This window comes from Pantoea sp. S62 (assembly GCF_016658625.1).
GTDB classification, from domain to species: domain Bacteria; phylum Pseudomonadota; class Gammaproteobacteria; order Enterobacterales; family Enterobacteriaceae; genus Pantoea; species Pantoea vagans.
In genome coordinates this window covers 246,380-267,820 of record NZ_JACVVI010000004.1, presented here as the reverse complement: position 1 = coordinate 267,820, position 21,441 = coordinate 246,380, and the positions used below count along the sequence as shown (strand labels likewise).

The following is a 21,441-nucleotide window of genomic DNA, read 5'->3' as shown; positions in this document are numbered from 1 at the left end:
TCCCGCTGGACAGAGAGTGCAAAAAAGCCCGCTTATGCGGGCTTTTTTATGCGCGGCTTTTGCGGGCGGTTACGACCATTCCGCCACAATCTCATCGGTACTCAGCACGCGCGGCACGTGGCCGGGAATCGACAATGAGGACCAGACCTCATTGTGCTGGTTTATCAACGCTTCAGCGCTGACCCAGCGACGATCGGCGGTGGTATGCGCATCAGCAGCCACGGTAATGGCATAGCCCGCACTGGCACCCACTTTTATGGTGGTATCCAGACAGTAGTCAGTGGCACAACCGCACGCCACAAACTCTTCCACCGCCAGCTTCTTTAACAGTGCGGCCAGCTCTGTCTGCCAGAAGCTGTCGCAGGCGGTTTTTGTAACGTAATGCGCGCCAGCAGGCTGAACCAGTTCCGGCAGCAGATTAAAAGCCTCATTCCCCTCGCACATCGCGCCTTCGCGGTGCTGGATAAAAATGGTGATGTCGGCGCGTTCAGTCAGCCGGTTAATCTGCGCCACCCGACCCGCCTGGTCGAAGCGTGGCGAGCTGAAGACCCCATTCTGCATATCGATAACCACTGCCACACGCTGTGCCATGCTTGACCCCATCCGTCTGAAAAAAACAGTGTTACCTGTGGCATTGCAGATAGCAATCTTTTGCATTTCAGACCCGGTCACAGGCATGCTTAGCAGACTGGTTAAATAAGGAGAGAGAAGTGGACGGTGTTCCGGCAAGTTTCCCCTGTGAGAAAGATCGCGCCCGGTTCCGGCAACTCGCAGAGCTGCCCGGTGTGGAACTCTATCAGGCCCACATCTCCCGCTACGCCTTTGAACCCCATACCCACGAAGCCTTTGGGATCGGCACCATTGAAGCGGGCGCGCAGCGCTTTCGCTATCGCGGCACCGAATATACTGCGCCGGAGAACTCACTGGTCATGATGAACCCGGATGAGCTGCACACGGGTGAGTCAGCGTGCGAAGAGGGCTGGCGCTATCAGATGATCTACATTCAGCCGCAGCTGATGGATGAACTGACCGGCGACCGCGGTTGGTGGTTTAACGAGGCGCTGCTGACCGATCCGCGCGTGGCGCAGCCGCTCTCCCGCCTGCTTGCCGCACTCTGGCAGGCAGAATCTGAACTGGCGCGCCAGAGCCTGATTGCTGAGCTGCTGCTGCAAATCCGTCCGCTGGCGCATATGTCTTCACAGAGCAGACCCGATGCCCGGCATCGTTTCGACCAGGTCAGAGATTTTCTGCGCGCAAACCTCGCAGAACCGGTTCGGCTGGAGGAGCTGGCGGCGCTGGCTTCACTGTCGCCGTGGCACTTCTTACGTGCCTTTCGCCAGCACTATCACGTTACGCCGCATCAGATGCTGATGGCTTTCCGGCTCTATGACGCCAAGCAAAGGCTGGCACAGGGTGAAGCGGCCGCCAGCGTCGCGGCGGCGGTGGGATTGACCGATCAGGCTCATCTCACCCGCGCCTTTGCTCACCGTTATGGCATTACGCCGGGCCGCTATCAAAAGCAGGTCCGCCAGCCCTGATACCACCGCAATCTGCTACAAGCATTTCCCGCCCGAACCCGCCACACTCTGCCAAAAGTCTGTATAAGGAAGAAATCATGTTTGCGGGAATTATGTTTGCCGTCACTGCCGGACTGATGTGGGGGCTAATCTTTGTCGGGCCGCTGCTGGTGCCGGACTATCCTGGCGCGCTGCAATCGGCGGGACGTTATGTGGCGTTTGGGCTGATTGCGCTACCGCTGGCCTGGCACAGCCGTCGTCGTCTGCGTCAGCTGTCACGCGCTGACTGGCTTGAGGCCGTAAAGCTCTCGCTGGTGGGAAACCTCTTTTACTATGCGTTTCTGGCGAACGCCATTCAGCGAACCGGCGGGCCGGTCTCCACCATGATTATCGGCACGCTGCCGGTGGTGATCGCCGTCACGGCTAATCTCTGTTATGGCCATCTTGAAGGACGATTGCCGTGGCGGCGGTTGTTCCCGGCACTGGTCATGATGGCGGCTGGCTTGCTTTGCGTGAACGCGGCGGAGCTGCAGAGTCAGGGTGCTACGCTGGATCTCAGTCGTTATCTGACCGGTATCGTGCTGGCACTATTGGCGGTAGTCTGCTGGACCTGGTATCCGCTGCGTAATGCCCGCTGGCTGCGTACGCATCCCGAACTGCGCCCCTCAACCTGGGCTACCGCGCAGGGGCTGGTGACGCTGCCGATGGCACTGATCCTGTACGCGCTGGTCAGCGTTCAGCTCGCCTGGCAGCAGCCCGATTTTTCGCTGCCGTTCGGGCCGCGACCCATGGTATTCATCGCATTGATGCTGACGATTGGCCTGCTCTGTTCCTGGCTGGGTACCTTATGCTGGAATGCTGCCAGCCAGCGTCTGCCTACCGTACTGATGGGACCGCTGATCGTTTTCGAGATACTCTTTGGCCTGTTATGGACTTTTCTCTGGTATCAACGCTGGCCGCCGCAGCTCACTCTGATGGGCATTGTTTGTCTGATGGCGGGTGTGATCTGGGCAATGCGCATCAAACCCCAACCCCAGGTCGTCGCGATTAAAGAGTAAACCGTAAAGCTCACCTGAATGCCTTTACCGCGCGGACAAGACGCCGCGCGGCTTTTTAAGATTAAACCCTATCCTGATTTGCTCGCTCTCCGGCAGATTTATACCGCGAAATCGATTTCATGGTTCCGCACTGTTGTCCGGTATCCCCCGATAACCCCCTTCATCCTCCCTTTGTCAGTAAAAAAACGGCCCTTTCTGGCGGCTGAAAGTGGCCTGTTCCAGCGCTGGCAACCGTTCACCGGTCAGATATCGGTCATTAATCAGGAAAAATAGCGCAGCATTATGGACGTTACGCTTTTATCCACTGCTGTTTATTGCGTTATGGACCTGAGAAAAGGGGACTAAAAACCACCATTAACTTCACTCAGTGATAAATGAGTAAGAGAATTCCGCCGCTGCGTTAATAATTAAAGATTAATCTCTGGCATCAATGATGCGCAATGAAGAGAGTCAAAAGATAGACCCATAACGTTAGTGATAAGGAGTAATAAACTATTTAACCCGGATTAATCCTGGAGAAAGTTAATGCAATAAACCCATCATCGGGAATTAAAGCGCAACCGCAAAATTTCAGGCAGGTCCATCATTAACTCAAATTTACGGTGATTAATGTTTGTGCGATGTTTAAAGCGGCTTAATGATATTGAGACGATTTAGTTCCGACGATTAGCAGGACTAAACTAAAAAAGGGAAGGCCCAATCCCGCGTAAACGAGATTGGGAGGGGAAGATAAGGCGTGGAATGCGAGACTTTTGCTGTTGTGAATCAATTTTACCGCAAAAAAAGAAGCTTAGCCGTGAAGCCATTCATTAGTTATAAATGGAGCGGAAAAGGGTGCCGCAATTGTCCTGTTAAATGATCTTCATCTCTTCTGGTAAGAACAAATCTCAGCGTTAAGTCTAAAAAGCGCGGTAGCATTAGGTTTAGCGATTCTCCGTGCCTGACGGATAGTGGTATACGCTGCGGCTGATATCTAATAAGCGGCAGCTGCGGCGGGTGCCAATGTCGAAGGTGGTCTGCAGGAAATCCACAGCCTGTCGTTTTTCATTAGTAGTAAAGAAGTGCTTCAGAACGCTCTGCAGCATCTCTTTGTCCGAGTTGAGCGTCTGCAGTTCACGTGTGACATTCTGCAGTTTTTCTTCCAGCTCCTTGATTTTTCTGCCTTCTTCCGAAGACAACCCAGAAAACTTCTTTTTCCAGCTATAGAACGTGGCTTCAGAGATGCCTAACTCTTCACAAATCTCTCTGACTTTCACGCCCGATTCAGAAGCTTTAATGGCATTTGTGATTTGATCTTCGCTGTATCGTGACTTTCTCATAAATGCTCTTACCTTTCTTATCGATTAATGGATGAGAATGACTTTAATAATTTCTGGCACTGTAAGATTTTATTAAGGCAGTATTAAAGTGCGCGAATTGAATTGCGAAGCCTAAATTAAGATATTTAGAAGAAATATCATCATGGGATAAATCTTATTTTATTCTTATCCGGGGGGCGTGCCTTCCTGGAGGCGGGTTTTTGTTATAAATTCATCGCATCCAAAATACGAAAAAATTCTACGTACACTGGATATTTAGCTTCGCCGACTTGATTAATATGCCGGTATAGCTGTTTAAGGTTGTTTTATTTTCAGCCTGAAATCGTTTCCATCAGAAGTGATTCGCGCCATTTATAATAAGAATTATCCTGAACTCACTCTCCGGATCATGATTTACATCTCAATTTTCGGACCAGTTTGGTCTGAAGTCATACATTTTCGCCAGGCCCACTGAGCGCTTATTAATTCGTTACAGGGATGTTGTACCGAAGCGGTTGTAGTTGAGTAATACTAAGGAAGAGTCGATGAAATTGAGCGTAATGTCTAATGCCGCCTGGATGATGTCTGAGAAGATCATCTCCGTTTTTGGCGTCATTTTTGTGACGTCTTACGTGGCTAAATCCTTTGGTCCAACGGTGTTTGGCCAGATGGCGTTTTCTACTTCACTATTTGCCATGGTGCAAACCGTCGCAATCTTTGGCACCGAAACCATTCTGTTTAAGCGCGTCAGCAAAAATGCGTCGAAAGGCCTGCGCCTGATGACCATCGCCCGTACGCTGCGCATGGTGCTATTGCTGGTCACGTCGGTGCCAGTCTTAATTTGGGTCTGGTACAACATGCAGGAAAACTTCCTGGCGTTTGCACTGGCCTCATTTGTTGCCTCGGTTTTTGTCACCCAGGACACCTTCAGCGTTTATAACAACGCACGTCTTGCTTCGCGTCTTAACACCATCGCTAACGCTGTGGGCATGCTGCTGAGTTTCGGCATCAGCTTTACCGTCGCCTGGCTGCGTCTTAATCCGCTCTGGCTGACGCTGTCGATTGTTGCCGTGACGCTGGTGCCTTACCTGATCAAGCGTCACAACTTCTATCAGGACCATCAGGATCAGATGCCGCCGCGCGAAAAGCGCACCGCCTATCTGCGCTATCTGATGTATGCCGGTCTGCCGCTGGCGATCTCCAGCATCTTTATCTCGGTGCAGGTTAAAGCGGCGCAGATGTTTCTGGCAGGCACGGCGCCTGCGCGCGACCTCGGTCTGTTTGCGGCGGCAAATACCATTTCCGCCTCCTGGATTTTTATCCCGGTTGCGCTGATCACCTCCTGCTTCACTGAAATCTTCAGGGAGCGCGGCGAGGTGGCTATTAAGCTGGCTGCCCGGCTCAATGGCTACGTTATGGCAGTTTCATTGCTGATGCTGCTGGTCATTTCGCTTTACGGCGAGCAGATCATCATCGCGTTGTACGGACCGGAATACACACAGTCAGGAAGTCTCATTACGTTGCTGTCGATAGCGACCAGCTTTTCGGCAATGGGGACCGTAGCGTATCGCTACATGGTCAAAGAGGGAGGATTTAACTACTTGCTGAGGAAAATCATCTGCCTGATGGTCATCAGTCTGCCGCTCTCCTGGTGGTTGATCCAGGGTCACGGCATCATGGGGGCCGCGTGGAGCGTTTTCCTTTCAGAACTTTTGTCCCTGACCGTAATGAATTACTTCTTTAAAAACGGCGTCATTCAAAAGATTCAGGTTTCCTCACTCAACTACAAAACATACAAATGAGGTCAGATATGCTCAAGTTGAAAGAAGAACTCAGAAAAAGTGTGCAGTACTTTATCAAGAAGATGCCCTGGGCTTATCAGGACCGCATCTACTACTTCCATAAGTTCAGAAAGCTGCCCAATCTGCGTCAGCCAAAAGTGTTCAACGAGAAGGTGTTGTACCGTAAGTTTATCTTCGGCGATTACCAGAACTACGGTCGTCTGTCAGATAAGTACTCGGTGCGCGAATTCATTGCTGAAAAAATCGGTAATGAATACCTGATCCCGCTGGTACACGAAACTACTGACCCAACCACGCTGAACAGCCTGCCTTGCTGGAAGGGAACGGTGATCAAGCCGAACCACGCTTCCAACATGGTAGAAATTCTGCTGGAAGAGCCGGACGCGTTGCGCAAGCAGCAGATCATTCATGACTGCTATCGCTGGCTGAAGACCGACTTCGCCAACGAAGCGCGTGAGATTCACTATCGCTACATCAAGCCACGCATCCTGGTTGAGAAGTACATTGGTGATGGCAAAAGCGCGCCGATCGATTACAAGTTTCATATGTTCAACAAGCGTGATGGCCGGTTCGAATATGTGCTGCAGGTGATCTACAACCGCTGTCAGCCGCTGCTGTCGATGAATTTCTACGTGAATAACCTCAATGAGGCCTATCACAAGATTCGCGATACCGGTCTGGATGTTTCACCGATTATGCCGTCACTGGAACATGCGCTCGAACTGAGCAAAAAGCTGGCCAGTGATTTCGACTACGTGCGTGTGGACTGGTATATCCATGACGAGCACATCTACTTTGGCGAACTGACCTTCACCCCAGGTGCAGGGCTGGTTACCGGATTGGATCGTGGTTTAAACCAGATGATGGGAGATATGTGGATTCAGGACCGCCGCGGAACGCAGAGCCCGGGCGTTACAGTGCAGGATGTTAATATCCCTGCCATGTTGAAGAAAATTTAAGTTCACACAGCAATATAAAAAACCCCGCTAAGCGGGGTTTTTTATGCGTAAAAATCAGGGCATCGGCCAGTCAGCAGGCGCCTGGCTCATCGCATCAATAAAGGCGTGCTTTGAGATTTCCACGAAGTTGTGCACGTTTTCCATGCTCAGGGTAATGCCCATCAGACCGGTAACAAACCAGCAGGTCATGCCTAAACCAATCCCGCCACACATAAAGGCCATCACGTGACGGCTGTCCTGACGAAGTTTGGTTTTCAGGGTGCTGGCAAAAAACATCATGATTGCGCTCAGCAGTTCCCAACGCATAACAAGAAAACTGGCGGTTAACGTAGCCATCGGCCGGACCTCAATATCAGTAAGTATTCCTGACAATCTGCGGACATCACCGGCGACAAAAAAGTGTGTCAGGTAGGACTTTTTTGCCGTCAACCCAGGTTCAAAGTGTGACTTGGGTCACATTATATCACCCAATTTTAAATTTTGAACAAAATTTGACTCTTGTATGGTAGTGACGTGCGGAAAAAGTGAGCAGCAGAAGAAGAACGGCGGGGGAAATCAGGCAGATGCGCCCGGAGCGGGCGCAGCAAAGAATTAACGGACCGGGCAGCACTCGCCGGTGGTGCGCTGGGTAAAGCTGGTAATGCCGTCGTTACAGCCAAAACTCAGCAGGCGAGGGCGCTGAATCGCCTGGCGGCGCATGGTGTGGCGGTAAGCGGTCGGGGTCTGTGAAAACTGACGACGAAACACCCTGGAGAAGGTCTGCTGCGAGTCATAGCCATATTGCATCGCGATATCAAACACCGGACGCTGTGTCTGCGATAGCGCTTCTGCGGCCAGCGTCAGGCGGCGCTCACGAATATAGCCACCCAGCGTCTGTTTCGTCACGGAACGGAACATACGCTGCAGGTGCCATTTCGAATAGCCTGATTTTGCCGCAACCTCATCAATCGACAGGCTCTTATCGAGGTTCTGGTCAATCCAGTCCGTCAGGGAATGAATGATCTCTTCTTGCATCATGGCCTCATCCTTCTGGTGCTTAATAAGGGGTAATGGGAGTTTAGGGGTTTCAATGGAGAAGGAGTATAATTCCTCAAGTTAACTTGAGGTAAAGGGTCTGATGAAAAAAGAACGCAACTATCCAAAACCGGTTTTAACACCCGGTGAAGTGGCGCGCCGCAGCGGTGTGGCGGTCTCGGCGCTGCACTTTTATGAAACCAAAGGCCTCATTTTCAGCACTCGTAACAGCGGTAATCAGCGCCGTTACAGCCGCGACGTGCTGCGACGCGTGGCGATCATCAAGATTGCGCAGCGCATTGGCATCCCGCTGGCGACGGTCAGCGACAGTCTTGACCACATTCCGCCTGATAAGCGCATGTCGACGACGGAATGGGATGCGCTGACCCGGCACTGGCGCGAAGAGCTGGATAAGCGCATTGAAACCCTGACTCGCCTGCGCAATGACCTGGATGGCTGTATCGGCTGCGGCTGCCTGTCGATGCGCGACTGTCCGCTGCGCAATCCTGGCGACCGGCTGGGTCAGCAGGGCTCGGGTGCAGTGCTGCTTGACCCGGAACAGGATGATAAACATCCGCCTGTGGAGTGATGTCTATACTTGGTGAAGGTCAACACACAGGGAATCATGATGATCACCGTTCACCATCTTGAAAAATCGCGCTCGCATCGGGTGCTGTGGCTGCTGGAAGAGCTGGAAGTGCCGTACCAGATTAAACACTATCAACGCGAACCCACCATGCTGGCCCCGGAGGCACTAAAAAAAGTGCATCCACTGGGAAAATCGCCGGTCATTACTGACGGAAACCAGGTGGTAGCTGAATCGGGTGCTATTCTCGAATACCTTGAAGAGAAATATGATCGCGAATTCCGGCTGAAAGTGAGTGATGAGGCGTCACGGTTACAGTGCCGCTACTGGCTGCACTATGCTGAAGGCTCGCTGATGCCGCTGCTGGTAATGAAGCTGATCTTCGGGCAGATGGGCAAAGCGCCGGTGCCGTGGCTGCTGCGTCCGGTCGGCGCGGCATTTGGCAAAGGGGTGCAGAAGGCGTTCCTGGATAAACAGCTTAAGCCGCACAGGCAGATGATCGAACAGCATCTGGCGGCGCATCCCTGGTTTGCCGGTGAGCGTTTTACCATTGCGGATATCCAGATGAGCTTTCCGCTGCTGGCACTGGCGCGCCGTGCCGGACTCGATCAGATGCCCGCCACCGGGAAATGGTTGCAGACGGTGCAGCAGCGCGCCGCCTGGCAACGCGCGATTGCGCAGGGCGGCGAGCTTTCGCTGCCAGGTTAATCGTCTCTCTCCACCGGCGCGTGCTGTACGATCACCGCTGCGCCGGTGTAAATCCTCTCTTTATATGACATTAAGTTTATGGCCTCAGCGTTTCAGACTGGCTTCCGCCGGGTGTCGGCCAGCCTGTTACGCCCAATCTTTATGCCAAAGAATCTCCCTCTTAGAGTTGAAAACGTGGCGCTAAACGCCGGATAATCGCATGCCTTTTTATCTGGCCGCTTTTGACGGCTAATTATCTGCGGCAAGGTAAACGTTTGCCTGGCGGGTTAATCCCGACAGTGACGCCGTTTACCCGCTTATTCCAGGGACAGCGATGGTCGCAGAGCGATCCACACAACAAAAATTTTTGAGGCTCAACTATGTCAACTGAATCACGCCCGGCCAGTGGAAAACTGGACGCCTGGTTCTCGATCTCGGCGCGCGGCAGCAGCGTGCGTCAGGAAATTCTGGCCGGACTCACCACCTTCCTGGCGATGGTTTACTCCGTCATCGTGGTACCGGGAATGCTGGGCAAAGCCGGTTTCTCCCCATCCGCCGTGTTTGTCGCCACCTGTCTGGTCGCCAGCTTTGGTTCCATCCTTATGGGACTGTGGGCCAACCTGCCGATGGCGATTGGCTGTGCCATCTCCTTAACCGCCTTTACCGCTTTCAGTCTGGTGCTGGGTCAGCATATCAGCGTGCCGGTGGCGCTGGGCGCAGTGTTCCTGATGGGCCTGCTGTTTACGCTGATCTCCGTGACCGGCATTCGTGCCTGGATTTTGCGTAACCTGCCGATGGGCGTGGCGCACGGCACCGGCGTCGGGATTGGCCTGTTTTTGCTGCTCATCGCCGCTGATGGCGTGGGTCTGGTGGTAAAAAACCCGGCTCCGGGCCTGCCGGTAGCGCTGGGTCACTTCACCACTTTCCCGGTGATGATGACGCTACTGGGACTGGCCGCGATTATCGGACTGGAGAAGCGCCGGGTACCGGGCGGCATCCTGCTGACCATTATCGCTATTTCGCTGCTCGGCCTGATCTTTGACCCGTCGGTGACCTGGCAGGGACTGTTTGCCCTGCCGAGCCTGCGTGACGCCAGCGGTCAGTCGCTGCTGTTCAGCCTCGACATCATGGGCGCGATGCAGCCTGTGGTGCTGCCCAGCGTGCTGGCACTGGTAATGACGGCTGTTTTTGACGCCACCGGCACCATCCGCGCGGTCGCAGGGCAGGCTAACCTGCTGGATAAACAGGGCCAGATTATCAATGGCGGTCGTGCGCTGACCAGCGACTCCGTCAGCAGCCTGTTCGCAGGTCTGGTAGGCGCGTCACCGGCTGCGGTTTACATCGAATCGGCGGCAGGAACGGCGGCGGGCGGTAAGACCGGCCTCACCGCGATTGTGGTGGGCCTGCTGTTCCTCGCCATCCTGTTTATGTCGCCGCTGGCTTATCTGGTTCCCGCTTACGCGACTGCGCCTGCACTCATGTATGTCGGTCTGTTGATGCTCAGTAACGTGGCGAAAGTCGACTTCGGTGATTTTGTCGATGCGATGTCGGGCCTGCTCACGGCGGTGATCATCGTGCTTACCTGCAACATCGTGACCGGCATCATGATCGGTTTCGCCAGCCTGGTAGTGGGGCGTCTGTTCGCCGGTGAATGGCGTAAGCTCAACGTCGGCACCGTGATCATTGCCGTCGCGCTGGTGGCGTTTTACGCCGGTGGCTGGGCGATCTGACTGTATAACCGGGCGTGCGACTGCGCGCCCGGAATTTTTCACTTTTTTCCCGCCCGGCGCACGCGTAGCTGACAACCTTCACCGCCGTTTGTTTTACACTTTAGCGCTTAACCAATGATTGAAAGAAACGACGCCTAAGGAAAGCATGGAAATCTTTTTTACTATTCTCATCATGACGCTGGTCGTGTCGCTCTCTGGCGTCGCGGCCCGCATTCTCCCTTTTCAGATCCCGTTGCCGCTGGTGCAGATCGCCGTAGGTGCGATGCTGGCCTGGCCCACGTTTGGTCTGCATGTCGACTTTGATCCGGAGCTGTTTCTGGTGCTGTTCATCCCGCCGCTGCTGTTCGCAGATGGCTGGAAAACGCCGATCAGTGAGTTCCTGCATCATGGTCGCGAGATCATCGGCTTAGCACTGGCGCTGGTGCTGATTACCGTGATCGGTATCGGCTATCTGATCTACTGGATGGTGCCAGGTATCCCGCTGATCCCCGCCTTTGCGCTGGCGGCGGTGCTGTCGCCGACCGATGCCGTGGCGCTCTCCGGCATTGTCGGTGAAGGCCGCATTCCCAAGAAGATTATGTCGATCGTGCAGGGTGAAGCCCTGATGAACGATGCATCGGGCCTGGTATCACTGAAGTTTGCCGTGGCCGTGGCCATGGGCACCATGGTGTTTACCTGGGGCGGAGCCAGCGTTGAGTTTATGAAAGTCGCCATTGGCGGCCTGATTGCCGGTGTGGCCATCTGCTGGCTGTACGGGAAATCACTGCGCCTGTTCAGCCGCTGGAGCGGGGATGACCCGGCGACCCAGACCGTGCTGCTGCTGCTGCTGCCGTTCGCTTCTTACCTGATTGCCGAACATCTGGGTGTCTCAGGCATCCTGGCGGCCGTGGCTGCCGGTATGACTATTACCCGTTCCGGTATTATTCGTCAGGCACCGCTGGCGATGCGCCTGCGTGCTAACAGCGTCTGGCAGATGCTGGAATTCATCTTCAACGGCATGGTCTTCCTGATGCTGGGCCTGCAGCTGCCGGACATTCTGCAGACCTCTATCGACCAGGCGCAGGCCGACACCAACGTCGAGCTGTGGATGTTGTTCGCCGATATCGGGCTGGTCTATGCCGCGCTGATGCTGGTGCGTTTTGGCTGGCTGTGGATCATGCAGCGTCTGAGCAAACGCCTGTTGAAGAAGAAGCCGCTGGAGTTCGCGAACTACTCGCTGCGTGAGCTGCTGATCGCCACGTTTGCCGGTGTGCGCGGGGCGATTACCCTGGCGGGTGTGCTGTCGATTCCACTGTATCTCACCACGGGTGATCCCTTCCCGGCGCGCTATGAGCTGGTGTTTATCGCCACCGGCGTGATTCTGGTCTCATTGCTGGTAGGGGTCGTGATCCTGCCGATTCTGCTGCGCGGCATTGATAGCATCGATAAAGGTGCCCATCGCCGTGAGCTGCAGAATGCCCGTGCGGTGATGGCGGGTGCCGCCATTGAAAGCCTGCATAAGATGGAAGATCGGCTGGAGAATGAGTCGGAAGAGAACATCGATCCGGAACTGCTGAAAGAGGTCAGTCTGCGCGTGATTGGAAACTTACGCCGTCGCGCTGAAGGGAAGAATGATCTTGAACATGCGCTGTACGCTGAGAACCTCGAGCGTCGCTTCCGCCTGACCGGGCTGCGTGCCGAACGCGCAGAGGTCTATCATCTGCGCGCCACCCAGCAGATCTCTAATGAGACGATGCAGACGTTACTGCACGACCTGGATCTGCTGGAAGCACTGCTGATCGAAAAAGAAGAGTAAGCCTCAGACTGGCACGCCTGTGGATTCATGCGGGCGTGCCAGCTTTTCATACCGACAGGCGCGGCGGTTCATCCGGCCAGTGCTCGCGACAACAGTTGATCCACGCCTGCGCACTGCGCGACAGATAACTCCCTTCCCGCCAGATCAATCCCAGACTCCACTTCAGCTCCGATTCCAGCGGCAGCCACAATAGCGACTGCTTATCCAGCCGCTGACAGATCGGCTCCGGCAGAATCGCCAGCCCCATCTCCGCCTGCACCATTGCTGCCAGAAAATCCCACTGACCGCTGCGCACCGCCACCGTTGGCGTCAGGTTAAGCCGCTGAAACGCCTGCATCAGCTGGCGATTCAGCGAGAATTCCTCATTGAAAATAAGTAAGGGATGCTCTGCCAGCTCTGCCAGTCCTACCTGCTGGCGGCTGAGCCACTCCGGGCGGCGCGGCAACAGCACGCAGAGCGGATGATGCATCAGGGGCAGCGTGTTCAGCGGCAGCTCAGGGTCAACCGGCAACGCAGTCAGGGCAATATCCAGACTGCCCGCCAGCACCGCCTGCTGTACGGTCAGGCCGCCGAACTCTGAAATTTTCAGCTTCACACCGGGATAGCGACGGCGAAAGGCGGAAATCGATCCCGCTATCTGCATACCGACCATCGGCGGAATACCGAGCCGCAGTTCGCCGGTTTTGAGCTGGTTGATGTCACCAATCTCCGCCTCCAGCTGATGAAACTCCTGCAGGATCGCCAGGCCGCGCTGATAAACTGCCTGGCCGCTGTCGGTAAGGTGCAGACGACGGCCATCTCGCAGGATCAGCGTGCAGCCCAGCTCCTCCTCCAGCTGACGCAGCATTTTGCTGATGGTCGGCTGGGTGACAAACAGCTTTTGCGCCGCACGGGTAAAGCTCTGCTGGCGGACCACTTCAGTAAAGTAACGCAGGGCGCGGACATCCATAACTATTCCTTTAAGGCATGATTGCGATAATTTTAATTCATTTTTTTCACCTTGTGCTGGCGTTTTATACTGGTGACATCAATTTAATCGGGGAGACAAGGTGATGGCGTCAGCACTCACTTTACGCAGCAACCGCGCCATGCAGTGGATCAGCCTGCCGCTGCAGCTGAGTTTCTATATCGGCCTGTTTGTCGCCTGTGACCGGCTGGTGAGCTGGCTACATCTGCCGCTGCCCGCCAACATTGTCGGGATGCTATTGCTGCTGGCGTTAATCGTGACGCGGGTTGTGCCGCTGAACTGGGTAAAAGCCGGATCGCGCTGGCTACTGGCCGAGATGCTGCTGTTCTTTATTCCGGCGGTGGTGGCGGTGGTAAATTATGGCGATCTGCTGCGGGTCGATGGCTGGCGCATCTGCGTGGTGATCGGCGTCAGCACGCTGCTGGTGCTGGCCTCCACCGCCTGGGTGGTGGATCGGCTTTATCACTATGAAGTCGCGCGCGCCGCGCGTAAGCAGGATCCTCATGCGTGATTTTCTGCTCAGCCTGCTGTGTGTGGCGGTTACGCTGCTGGTGTATGCGCTGAATAAACGGCTTTACCGCCGCTGGCGGACGCTGCTGTTAATGCCGCTGGTGATGACGCCGCTGGTGCTGGTGGCACTGCTGCTGCTGACCCACATCAGCTGGCAGGATTACATTGCAGAAAACCACTGGCTGCTCTGGCTGCTGGGCCCGGCGACGCTGGCGTTTGCGGTACCGGTCTATGAGAACGTGGAGATTATAAAACGCCACTGGCTGTCACTGAGCGCGGGTGTTCTGACCGCCACGCTGGTCGCCGTCTGCAGTTCGGTCTGGCTGGCGCGGCTGCTGACGCTGCCGGAGTCGATCCAGCGTAGTCTGGCGGTGCGATCCATTACTACGCCGTTTGCGCTGGCCGCAGCCGGACCGATTGGCGGTCAGCCCGATCTGGTGGCGCTGTTTGTGGTCATTACCGGCGTGTTTGGCATGGCGGTGGGTGACGTGCTGTTTCTGCGCATCGCGATTAAGCAGGGGGTGGCGAAAGGGGCCGGGTTTGGGGCTGCGTCACACGGTGCCGGCACAGCTCGCGCTTATCAGCTTGGGCAGCAGGAGGGCGTCGTCGCCAGCCTGGTCATGATGCTCTCGGGCGTCGTGACCGTGATACTGGCTCCGGTGATTGGACACCTGATGTGGACAATATAGTCTACACTGCGTTGCGCAGGGACAGCTGTAATTCTGAACGCGACACGTATTTTTACGTAAAGTTTCCCGGATTTTGTTGTCTCCCCGTTTCAGGCTGTTAACCTTGCGGCCGAATTAATTGTCCTTCACGGAGTGGAATCATGTTTAAGCAACTTGTTACCGGGAGCGCCCTCGGGCTGGTTTTACTGAGTGGTGCCGCTCAGGCGATTGAAGGGAGTGTTGATGTCAGCGAACACAACACCAACCTGAATCTGGGTCTGGGCACCACTACCCCCGGTCTGTTTCTGAAAGGTAACTGGCTGCGTAGCGACCATGACGGCAGCACCTACGGTGCCGGTCTGGGCTACAACGTTGACTTCGGGCCGCTGCGTCTGGCGCCGACCGCAAAAGCGATCTTCACCCATCCTGAAGATGGAAAAGATGGGTTTGCGGTGGCGGTGGGTGGTGCAGCGCACTACAGCCTGAACAGCATGTGGGGCCTGTATGGCGAATATTATTATGCGCCAGAGTCGTTCACCGATCAGCTCGACAGCTATCAGGAAGCCGCTGGCGGCCTGAGCTTCACGCCAGTTTCACTGCTTAACCTGCGTGTGGGTTATCAGTACATCGAACTGAACAACAAAGATGGACGCAAAGATAACGTGCTGGTCGATGGCCCGTACGTGGGTGCATCACTGCGCTTCTGATTCTGCTGCGTGAAAGAAAAGGGCGACTACCCAGGTAGCCGCCCTTTTTTATTGTCCGATCGTCAGGAATGAAAATGGCGATCAGTGCGCTTTGCCCTGTTCAATGCCGGTACCGGTCTGCGAACGAATAAACTGTGCGCGGAAGCGTGAACGCTCCTCTGCGCCCTGCTGCGAATGGTCGGTAATCGAGAAGAGCCAGATACTGACAAAGGCCACCACCATCGAGAACAACGCCGGATACTCATACGGGAAAATCGGCGTGGCGTTGCCCAGCACCTGTACCCACACGGTCGGGCCGAGGATCATCAGGATAACCGCGGTCAGCAGACCGAGCCAGCCGCCCACCATCGCGCCACGCGTAGTGAGTTTTGACCAGTACATCGAGAGCAGGATGATCGGGAAGTTACAGCTGGCCGCAATCGAGAAGGCCAGCCCGACCATAAAAGCGATATTCTGCTTCTCAAACAGTATTCCCAGCGCAATCGCCACCACGCCCAGCGCCAGCACGGTAATTTTGGAAACCCGCAGCTCATCTTTCTCGCTCGCCTTGCCTTTACGATAGACGCTGGCGTAGAGGTCATGCGACACCGCTGACGCACCCGCCAGAGTTAAGCCTGCGACTACCGCCAGAATCGTGGCGAAGGCCACCGCAGAGATAAAGCCCAGGAAGGTGCTGCCGCCGACCGCGTTAGCCAGATGCACTGCCGCCATATTGGTGCCACCAATCAGCGCGCCGCTGGCATCTTTGAAGGCCGGGTTCGCACCCACCAGCAGAATCGCTCCGAAGCCGATAATAAAGGTCAGGAAGTAGAAGTAGCCCATAAAGCCGGTGGCCCAGAAGACGCTTTTGCGCGCCTCTTTGGCATCCGCGACGGTGAAGAAGCGCATCAGAATATGCGGCAATCCGGCCGTACCAAACATCAACCCCAGCCCCAGCGACAGCGCCGAGATAGGATCTTTGACCAGCCCGCCAGGCTGCATGATCGCGATGCCTTTGGGATGGACCGCCATCGCCTCGGTGAACAGCGTGTTAAAGCTGAAGTTGGCCGCTTTCATCACCATTATGGCCATAAAGGAGGCACCAAACAGCAGCAGAACCGCTTTGATGATCTGCACCCAGGTGGTCGCCAGCATGCCGCCAAACAGCACATACATCACCATCAGAATGCCGACCAGAACCACCGCGACATGATAGTTAAGACCAAACAGCAGCTGGATCAGTTTACCGGCACCTACCATCTGGGCGATCAGGTAGAGCGCCACCACTACCAGCGAACCGCAGGCTGACAGGGTACGGATCGGCATCTGCTTCAGACGATAGGAGGCGACATCGGCAAAGGTGTAGCGGCCCAGGTTGCGCAGCCGCTCGGCGATTAAAAACAGAATCATCGGCCAGCCGACCAGGAAGCCGAGCGAGTAGATCAGCCCGTCATAGCCGGAGGTGTAAACCAGCGCTGAAATGCCCAGGAACGAGGCCGCTGACATGAAGTCACCCGCCATCGCCAGGCCATTCTGGAAGCCGGTGATATTGCCGCCTGCGGTGTAGTAGTCGTTACGCGAACGGGTTCGCTTTGATGCCCAGTAAGTAATCCCCAGGGTGGCACCGACGAAAATCGTAAACATGATAATCGCCTGATAGTTAGTCGCCTGGCGCTGCACCGCACCGGTGATCGCATCGGCGGCCAGCGCTGAAAACGGCAACATTAAGGCCAGCAGCCATAAGGTGAGACGGGTCATGATTTCACCTCGCTGAGGATCGCTTTGGTTAAACGGTCAAACTCACCGTTGGCGCGCCAGACATAGACGCCGGTCAGCACAAACGACATCACAATCAGCCCGACACCAATCGGGATACCGCGCGTGACGTTGGTACCGGCATGCAGCGGCGTGCCGAGCCAGCCGGGGGCAAATGCAATCAGCAGGATAAAGCCGACATAGAGCACCAGCATGATCAGCGACAGCAGCGTCGCGAACGCCTGGCGCTTACGGACTAACTCATGAAAACGGGGATTACGTTCAATCTGCTGATTGATTGCATCCTGATTCGAAAGGGCGTCATTCATCACATTTTCTCCAGAGGGCTTGCAGGCGAGAACCTCACGACAGGGCGCGGATTCAGCTGGTTATAATTTTTGTGACTAGCGAAACAGACTGCGTAGGGCGGGTGTGGCGGGAAGCGATCTTCCCGCCGGACAGCGTGCGCTTAAGGCATTTTGATCGACTGTTTCTCCTCAAGCAGTTTTTCGACAACGCCAGGATCGGCGAGGGTAGAAGTGTCACCCAGGTTACTGGTATCGCCGGTGGCAATTTTGCGCAGAATACGGCGCATGATTTTGCCGGAGCGGGTTTTCGGCAGTGAGTCGGTCCAGTGCAGTACATCCGGCGTGGCGAGCGGGCCAATCTCTTTGCGGACCCACTGACGCACTTCGGTGTACAGCTCGGGCGACGGCTCTTCGCCGTGATTCAGCGTGATATAGGCGTAAATCGCCTGACCTTTAATGCTGTGCGGAATCCCGACCACGGCCGCTTCGGCAATTTTAGGATGCGACACCAGCGCCGATTCAATCTCGGCAGTGCCAAGACGGTGACCGGAGACGTTGAGCACGTCGTCGACACGTCCGGTGATCCAGTAGTAGCCATCTTCATCGCGACGGGCACCGTCACCACTGAAGTAGACGTTTTTAAAGGTGGAGAAGTAGGTCTGCTCGAAACGGTCATGATCGCCAAAGAGGGTGCGCGCCTGTCCTGGCCAGGACTCGGTGATCACCAGATTGCCTTCACAGGCACCTTCCTGGGGCTGACCTTCGTTATCCACCAGCGCCGGTTGCACGCCAAAGAAGGGTCGGGTGGCGGAACCTGCTTTCAGTTCGGTCGCACCCGGCAATGGCGTGATCATGAAGCCCCCGGTTTCGGTCTGCCACCAGGTATCCACTATCGGACAGCGGCTGTTGCCGATTTTTTTGTAGTACCACTCCCAGGCTTCCGGGTTAATGGGCTCACCGACCGATCCCATAATGCGCAGGCTGCTGCGATCGGTACCTTCAATGGCCTTGTCTCCTTCGGCCATCAGTGCACGGATGGCGGTGGGTGCGGTGTAGAGCAGGGTGACTTTATGTTTATCGACCACTTCCGCCATACGGCTCGGCGTTGGCCAGTTCGGCACCCCTTCAAACATCAGCGTGGTGGCACCGCACGCCAGCGGGCCATAAATCAGATAGCTGTGTCCTGTTACCCAGCCGACATCGGCGGTACACCAGTAAATGTCATCCTGATGATAATCAAAGACGAACTTAAAGGTGGTGGCGGCATAAACCAGATAACCGCCGGTGGTATGCAGCACGCCTTTGGGTTTGCCGGTAGAGCCAGAGGTATAAAGGATAAACAGCGGATCTTCCGCGCCAACTTCGGCTGCAGAGTGGTTGGTGCTGGCGTCCCGCATCAGGTCATGCCACCACCGATCTCGGCCTTCAACCCAGCCTACATCTTTGCCGGTGCGCTGGAACACCACCACGTTTTTCACGCTGGTGACATTCGGATTTTTTAACGCGTCATCGACATTTTTCTTCAGCGGAATACTGCGACCGGCGCGGATCCCTTCATCGGCGGTAATCACCAGCGAGGCGCTGGAGTCGACGATGCGGCCAGCGACCGCTTCCGGTGAAAAGCCGCCAAAGATCACGGAGTGAACGGCACCGATACGCGCACAGGCCAGCATCGCCACCGCCGCTTCCGGCACCATCGGCATGTAGATCGCCACCACGTCGCCTTTTTTCACTTCCAGCAACTCAAGCACATTGGCGAAGCGACAGACTTCAGCATGCAGCTGGCGGAAGGTCAGGGTTTTGCTTTCGCTGGCGTCGTCGCCTTCCCAGATAATCGCCGGGTGATCGCCGCGCGTCGCTAAATGACGGTCAAGGCAGTTTGCCGCCAGGTTGAGCGTGCCATCTTCGTACCAGCGAATGTTAATGTTACCTGGCGCAAACGAGCAATTTTTCACCTTGCTGTAAGGTTTAATCCAGTCAAGGATTTTGCCCTGTTCGCCCCAGAAACTGTCTGGATCGTCGACAGATTGCTGATACATCGCCTGGTACTGTTCAGCCGTAATCAGGGTGTTTGCTGCAATGTTCTCTGGAACGGGATGTTTATGTATTTGGCTCATGGCGGATCTCCTTGAAGATGTTAATGATATGTCAATCAATGGTTAATTGAAGCCTGCGCCATAGCTTTGTTTCTTTTTTGCGCCACAGATCACGAGATAAACCTCTTCGGGAGAAGCGTGAAGCCGTTCTGATATTTCCGGTTAACTCTCTGGCGGCGAGGGGGAATTAAGAAGCGGTGTCATCCGGGATTAGGCTGGATAAAAAGCAAGCAAACGCGCCGGACGCGTTTTTAACCCACTCTGCATAGCTATGCGGAAATTCATCTAAGTATTACTTTTCATAACAGCAGGTTAGGGATTTTTACTTCCGGCAGCACTTTATGCTACTCAGGTGGCTAACTTTTAATCGGATTCGCCAGGGGTTGCATTTACCACAGTGAAAATGGTACTTATCTCGCCCCTGTTCTGCAGGTATCAACTCAGACCGCGTCTGAAAATGGGTATGGGAATCATCAGATTTTCATACGAGGCGCTGTTTCTAAACACCCTCTAATTTACCGGGCTTTTTGCTCACTCCCTGTGTGTATTGTCTTCTGCACCTTCGCAGTAGAGAGAAACGGGTTTTGACTGAGGAAATTACGCGTTATGAAAGGTTTTAAAATCAGCCTGGCCTGGCAGATTCTGACAGCCCTGGTGCTCGGCATCGTTGTGGGTGCTGTGTTGCATAATCAGCCAGACAATCGTGAATGGTTAGTCACCAACATTCTCAGTCCTGCAGGCGATATCTTTATTCATCTTATCAAGATGATTGTGGTACCGATTGTGATTTCATCCCTGATTGTCGGCATCGCTGGCGTGGGTGATGCAAAGAAGCTGGGACGCATCGGCGTCAAAACAATTCTCTACTTTGAAGTGATCACCACCATTGCCATTGTGGTCGGTATTACGCTGGCCAACGTATTTCAACCCGGCACCGGCATTGATATGTCAACGCTGGCAACGGTGGACATCTCTAAATATGAAGCCACAACGGCAGAGGTACAGGGCGGTCCGCACAGCCTCGTGACCACTATTCTGTCGCTGATCCCGCAGAATATTTTCGCCTCTATGGCGAAGGGCGACATGCTGCCGATTATCTTCTTCTCGGTACTGTTTGGCTTAGGCCTGTCGTCACTGCCGTCAGAACAGCGCGATCCGCTGGTGAACCTGTTCCGTGGTATCTCTGAAGCGATGTTTAAAGTGACGCACATGATCATGCGTTATGCGCCGGTCGGTGTGTTTGCGCTGATTGCGGTGACGATTGCTAACTTCGGTTTTGCCTCGCTGTGGCCGCTGGCTAAGCTGGTGCTGCTGGTTTACGCCGCCATTCTGTTCTTCGCCTTTGTGGTGCTGGGCGGGGTAGCGCGCTTCTGTAAGCTGCGCATCACCACGCTGATGCGTATCCTGAAAGATGAGCTGATTCTCTCTTACTCCACGTCCAGCTCGGAAACCGTGTTGCCTCGCATCATGGAGAAGATGGAAGCTTACGGCGCGCCGAAAGCGATCACCAGCTTCGTGGTGCCGACCGGTTATTCATTTAACCTGGATGGTTCAACGCTGTATCAGAGCATCGCGGCAATCTTTATTGCGCAGCTGTATGGCATTGACCTGTCGCTGACCGATGAGATTGTGCTGGTCCTGACGCTGATGGTGACCTCGAAAGGGATCGCTGGCGTGCCAGGCGTTTCGTTCGTGGTGCTGCTGGCTACGCTGGGCAGCGTCGGCATTCCGCTGGAAGGTCTGGCGTTTATCGCCGGTGTTGACCGCATCATGGACATGGCGCGTACCGCGCTGAATGTGGTCGGTAACGCGCTGGCAGTGCTGGTGATTGCCCGCTGGGAAAACCAGTTCGACGCCGAACAGGCGAAAGCGTATGAGCTGCAGCTGCGGACGCAGACGGCAAGCTGAGAACAGCACTAACGTAAAAAAGGGCTCAACGAAAGTTGGGCCCTTTTTGTTTGTGCGGCTTAGTTCTTACCTGGTCAATAGAGCAGAAATGAAAGAT

The 21,441-nt window shown here is 55.1% G+C and carries 20 protein-coding genes; 12 read left to right on the top strand and 8 right to left on the bottom strand.

Annotation, left to right across the window (positions count from 1 at the left end; all coding sequences use genetic code 11):
* Positions 1 to 69: 69 nt before the first annotated feature.
* Positions 70 to 591 (bottom strand): isochorismatase family protein, encoded by a 522-nt coding sequence (locus IBT54_RS08850; RefSeq protein ID WP_013359790.1) that lies wholly within the window; start codon positions 589 to 591, stop codon positions 70 to 72.
* Positions 592 to 710: 119 nt separating this feature from the next.
* Between IBT54_RS08850 and IBT54_RS08845 the strand changes: the two genes are divergently transcribed.
* Positions 711 to 1,538 (top strand): AraC family transcriptional regulator, encoded by an 828-nt coding sequence (locus IBT54_RS08845; protein WP_013359791.1) that lies wholly within the window; start codon positions 711 to 713, stop codon positions 1,536 to 1,538.
* 77 nt (positions 1,539 to 1,615) lie between these two features.
* Positions 1,616 to 2,575, top strand: coding sequence for a DMT family transporter (locus tag IBT54_RS08840; RefSeq protein WP_013359792.1), 960 nt, complete (start codon positions 1,616 to 1,618; stop codon positions 2,573 to 2,575).
* Positions 2,576 to 3,498: 923 nt separating this feature from the next.
* On the opposite strand, the gene IBT54_RS08835 is transcribed toward IBT54_RS08840, so the two are convergent.
* A complete protein-coding gene (locus tag IBT54_RS08835; RefSeq protein WP_013359793.1) occupies positions 3,499 to 3,894 on the bottom strand; it encodes a transposase in 396 nt (131 codons plus the stop codon).
* A 524-nt stretch (positions 3,895 to 4,418) separates the two neighbouring features.
* Between IBT54_RS08835 and IBT54_RS08830 the strand changes: the two genes are divergently transcribed.
* A complete protein-coding gene (locus tag IBT54_RS08830; RefSeq protein ID WP_013359794.1) occupies positions 4,419 to 5,675 on the top strand; it encodes an oligosaccharide flippase family protein in 1,257 nt (418 codons plus the stop codon).
* An 8-nt stretch (positions 5,676 to 5,683) separates the two neighbouring features.
* On the top strand, positions 5,684 to 6,634 hold the full coding sequence (locus tag IBT54_RS08825) for an ATP-grasp fold amidoligase family protein (RefSeq protein ID WP_013359795.1): 951 nt from the start codon (positions 5,684 to 5,686) through the stop codon (positions 6,632 to 6,634).
* Positions 6,635 to 6,688: 54 nt separating this feature from the next.
* Here the strand turns inward: IBT54_RS08825 and IBT54_RS08820 are convergent, their stop codons facing one another.
* Complete coding sequence (locus IBT54_RS08820; RefSeq protein WP_013359796.1) at positions 6,689 to 6,970, bottom strand: YjcB family protein; 282 nt, start codon at positions 6,968 to 6,970, stop codon at positions 6,689 to 6,691.
* A 255-nt stretch (positions 6,971 to 7,225) separates the two neighbouring features.
* The gene (soxS, locus tag IBT54_RS08815) at positions 7,226 to 7,651 is read right to left on the bottom strand and encodes a superoxide response transcriptional regulator SoxS (protein ID WP_013359797.1); all 426 of its coding nucleotides are present in this window, start codon (positions 7,649 to 7,651) and stop codon (positions 7,226 to 7,228) included.
* 100 nt (positions 7,652 to 7,751) lie between these two features.
* On the opposite strand from soxS, the gene soxR reads away from it, so the two are divergent.
* From soxR to IBT54_RS08795, 4 genes are all read left to right on the top strand, one after another.
* Positions 7,752 to 8,237 carry a redox-sensitive transcriptional activator SoxR gene (gene soxR / locus IBT54_RS08810; protein WP_013359798.1) on the top strand — a complete coding sequence of 162 codons (486 nt, stop codon included), beginning with the start codon at positions 7,752 to 7,754 and terminating at the stop codon, positions 8,235 to 8,237.
* A gap of 39 nt (positions 8,238 to 8,276) precedes the next feature.
* Complete coding sequence (locus tag IBT54_RS08805; protein WP_201252042.1) at positions 8,277 to 8,942, top strand: glutathione S-transferase family protein; 666 nt, start codon at positions 8,277 to 8,279, stop codon at positions 8,940 to 8,942.
* A 359-nt stretch (positions 8,943 to 9,301) separates the two neighbouring features.
* Entirely contained in the window at positions 9,302 to 10,651 is a 1,350-nt protein-coding gene (locus IBT54_RS08800) for an NCS2 family permease (protein ID WP_095706361.1), read from the top strand.
* A gap of 145 nt (positions 10,652 to 10,796) precedes the next feature.
* Positions 10,797 to 12,446, top strand: a complete 1,650-nt coding sequence (locus IBT54_RS08795; protein WP_013359801.1) for a Na+/H+ antiporter — start codon at positions 10,797 to 10,799, stop codon at positions 12,444 to 12,446.
* A 46-nt stretch (positions 12,447 to 12,492) separates the two neighbouring features.
* On the opposite strand, the gene IBT54_RS08790 is transcribed toward IBT54_RS08795, so the two are convergent.
* The gene (locus tag IBT54_RS08790) at positions 12,493 to 13,395 is read right to left on the bottom strand and encodes a LysR family transcriptional regulator (protein ID WP_013359802.1); all 903 of its coding nucleotides are present in this window, start codon (positions 13,393 to 13,395) and stop codon (positions 12,493 to 12,495) included.
* A 103-nt stretch (positions 13,396 to 13,498) separates the two neighbouring features.
* Here IBT54_RS08790 and IBT54_RS08785 point away from each other — a divergent pair, with 103 nt between their 5' ends.
* The 3 genes from IBT54_RS08785 to IBT54_RS08775 all read left to right on the top strand — a co-directional run bounded on the left by IBT54_RS08785 (position 13,499) and on the right by IBT54_RS08775 (position 15,298).
* Complete coding sequence (locus IBT54_RS08785) at positions 13,499 to 13,924, top strand: CidA/LrgA family protein (RefSeq protein ID WP_201252026.1); 426 nt, start codon at positions 13,499 to 13,501, stop codon at positions 13,922 to 13,924.
* The gene (locus IBT54_RS08780; RefSeq protein ID WP_013359804.1) at positions 13,917 to 14,612 is read left to right on the top strand and encodes an LrgB family protein; all 696 of its coding nucleotides are present in this window, start codon (positions 13,917 to 13,919) and stop codon (positions 14,610 to 14,612) included. Before IBT54_RS08785 ends, IBT54_RS08780 begins: the two co-directional genes overlap by 8 nt.
* A gap of 140 nt (positions 14,613 to 14,752) precedes the next feature.
* Positions 14,753 to 15,298 (top strand): YfaZ family outer membrane protein, encoded by a 546-nt coding sequence (locus IBT54_RS08775; RefSeq protein ID WP_013359805.1) that lies wholly within the window; start codon positions 14,753 to 14,755, stop codon positions 15,296 to 15,298.
* A gap of 81 nt (positions 15,299 to 15,379) precedes the next feature.
* Here the strand turns inward: IBT54_RS08775 and IBT54_RS08770 are convergent, their stop codons facing one another.
* The 3 genes from IBT54_RS08770 to acs all read right to left on the bottom strand — a co-directional run bounded on the left by IBT54_RS08770 (position 15,380) and on the right by acs (position 19,457).
* The gene (locus IBT54_RS08770; RefSeq protein WP_013359806.1) at positions 15,380 to 17,035 is read right to left on the bottom strand and encodes a cation acetate symporter; all 1,656 of its coding nucleotides are present in this window, start codon (positions 17,033 to 17,035) and stop codon (positions 15,380 to 15,382) included.
* The gene (locus tag IBT54_RS08765) at positions 17,032 to 17,361 is read right to left on the bottom strand and encodes a DUF485 domain-containing protein (protein ID WP_013359807.1); all 330 of its coding nucleotides are present in this window, start codon (positions 17,359 to 17,361) and stop codon (positions 17,032 to 17,034) included. Before IBT54_RS08765 ends, IBT54_RS08770 begins: the two co-directional genes overlap by 4 nt.
* A gap of 140 nt (positions 17,362 to 17,501) precedes the next feature.
* Positions 17,502 to 19,457 (bottom strand): acetate--CoA ligase, encoded by a 1,956-nt coding sequence (gene acs / locus IBT54_RS08760; protein WP_095706360.1) that lies wholly within the window; start codon positions 19,455 to 19,457, stop codon positions 17,502 to 17,504.
* Positions 19,458 to 20,042: 585 nt separating this feature from the next.
* On the opposite strand from acs, the gene gltP reads away from it, so the two are divergent.
* Complete coding sequence (gltP, locus tag IBT54_RS08755; protein WP_013359809.1) at positions 20,043 to 21,344, top strand: glutamate/aspartate:proton symporter GltP; 1,302 nt, start codon at positions 20,043 to 20,045, stop codon at positions 21,342 to 21,344.
* Positions 21,345 to 21,441 lie beyond the last annotated feature (97 nt).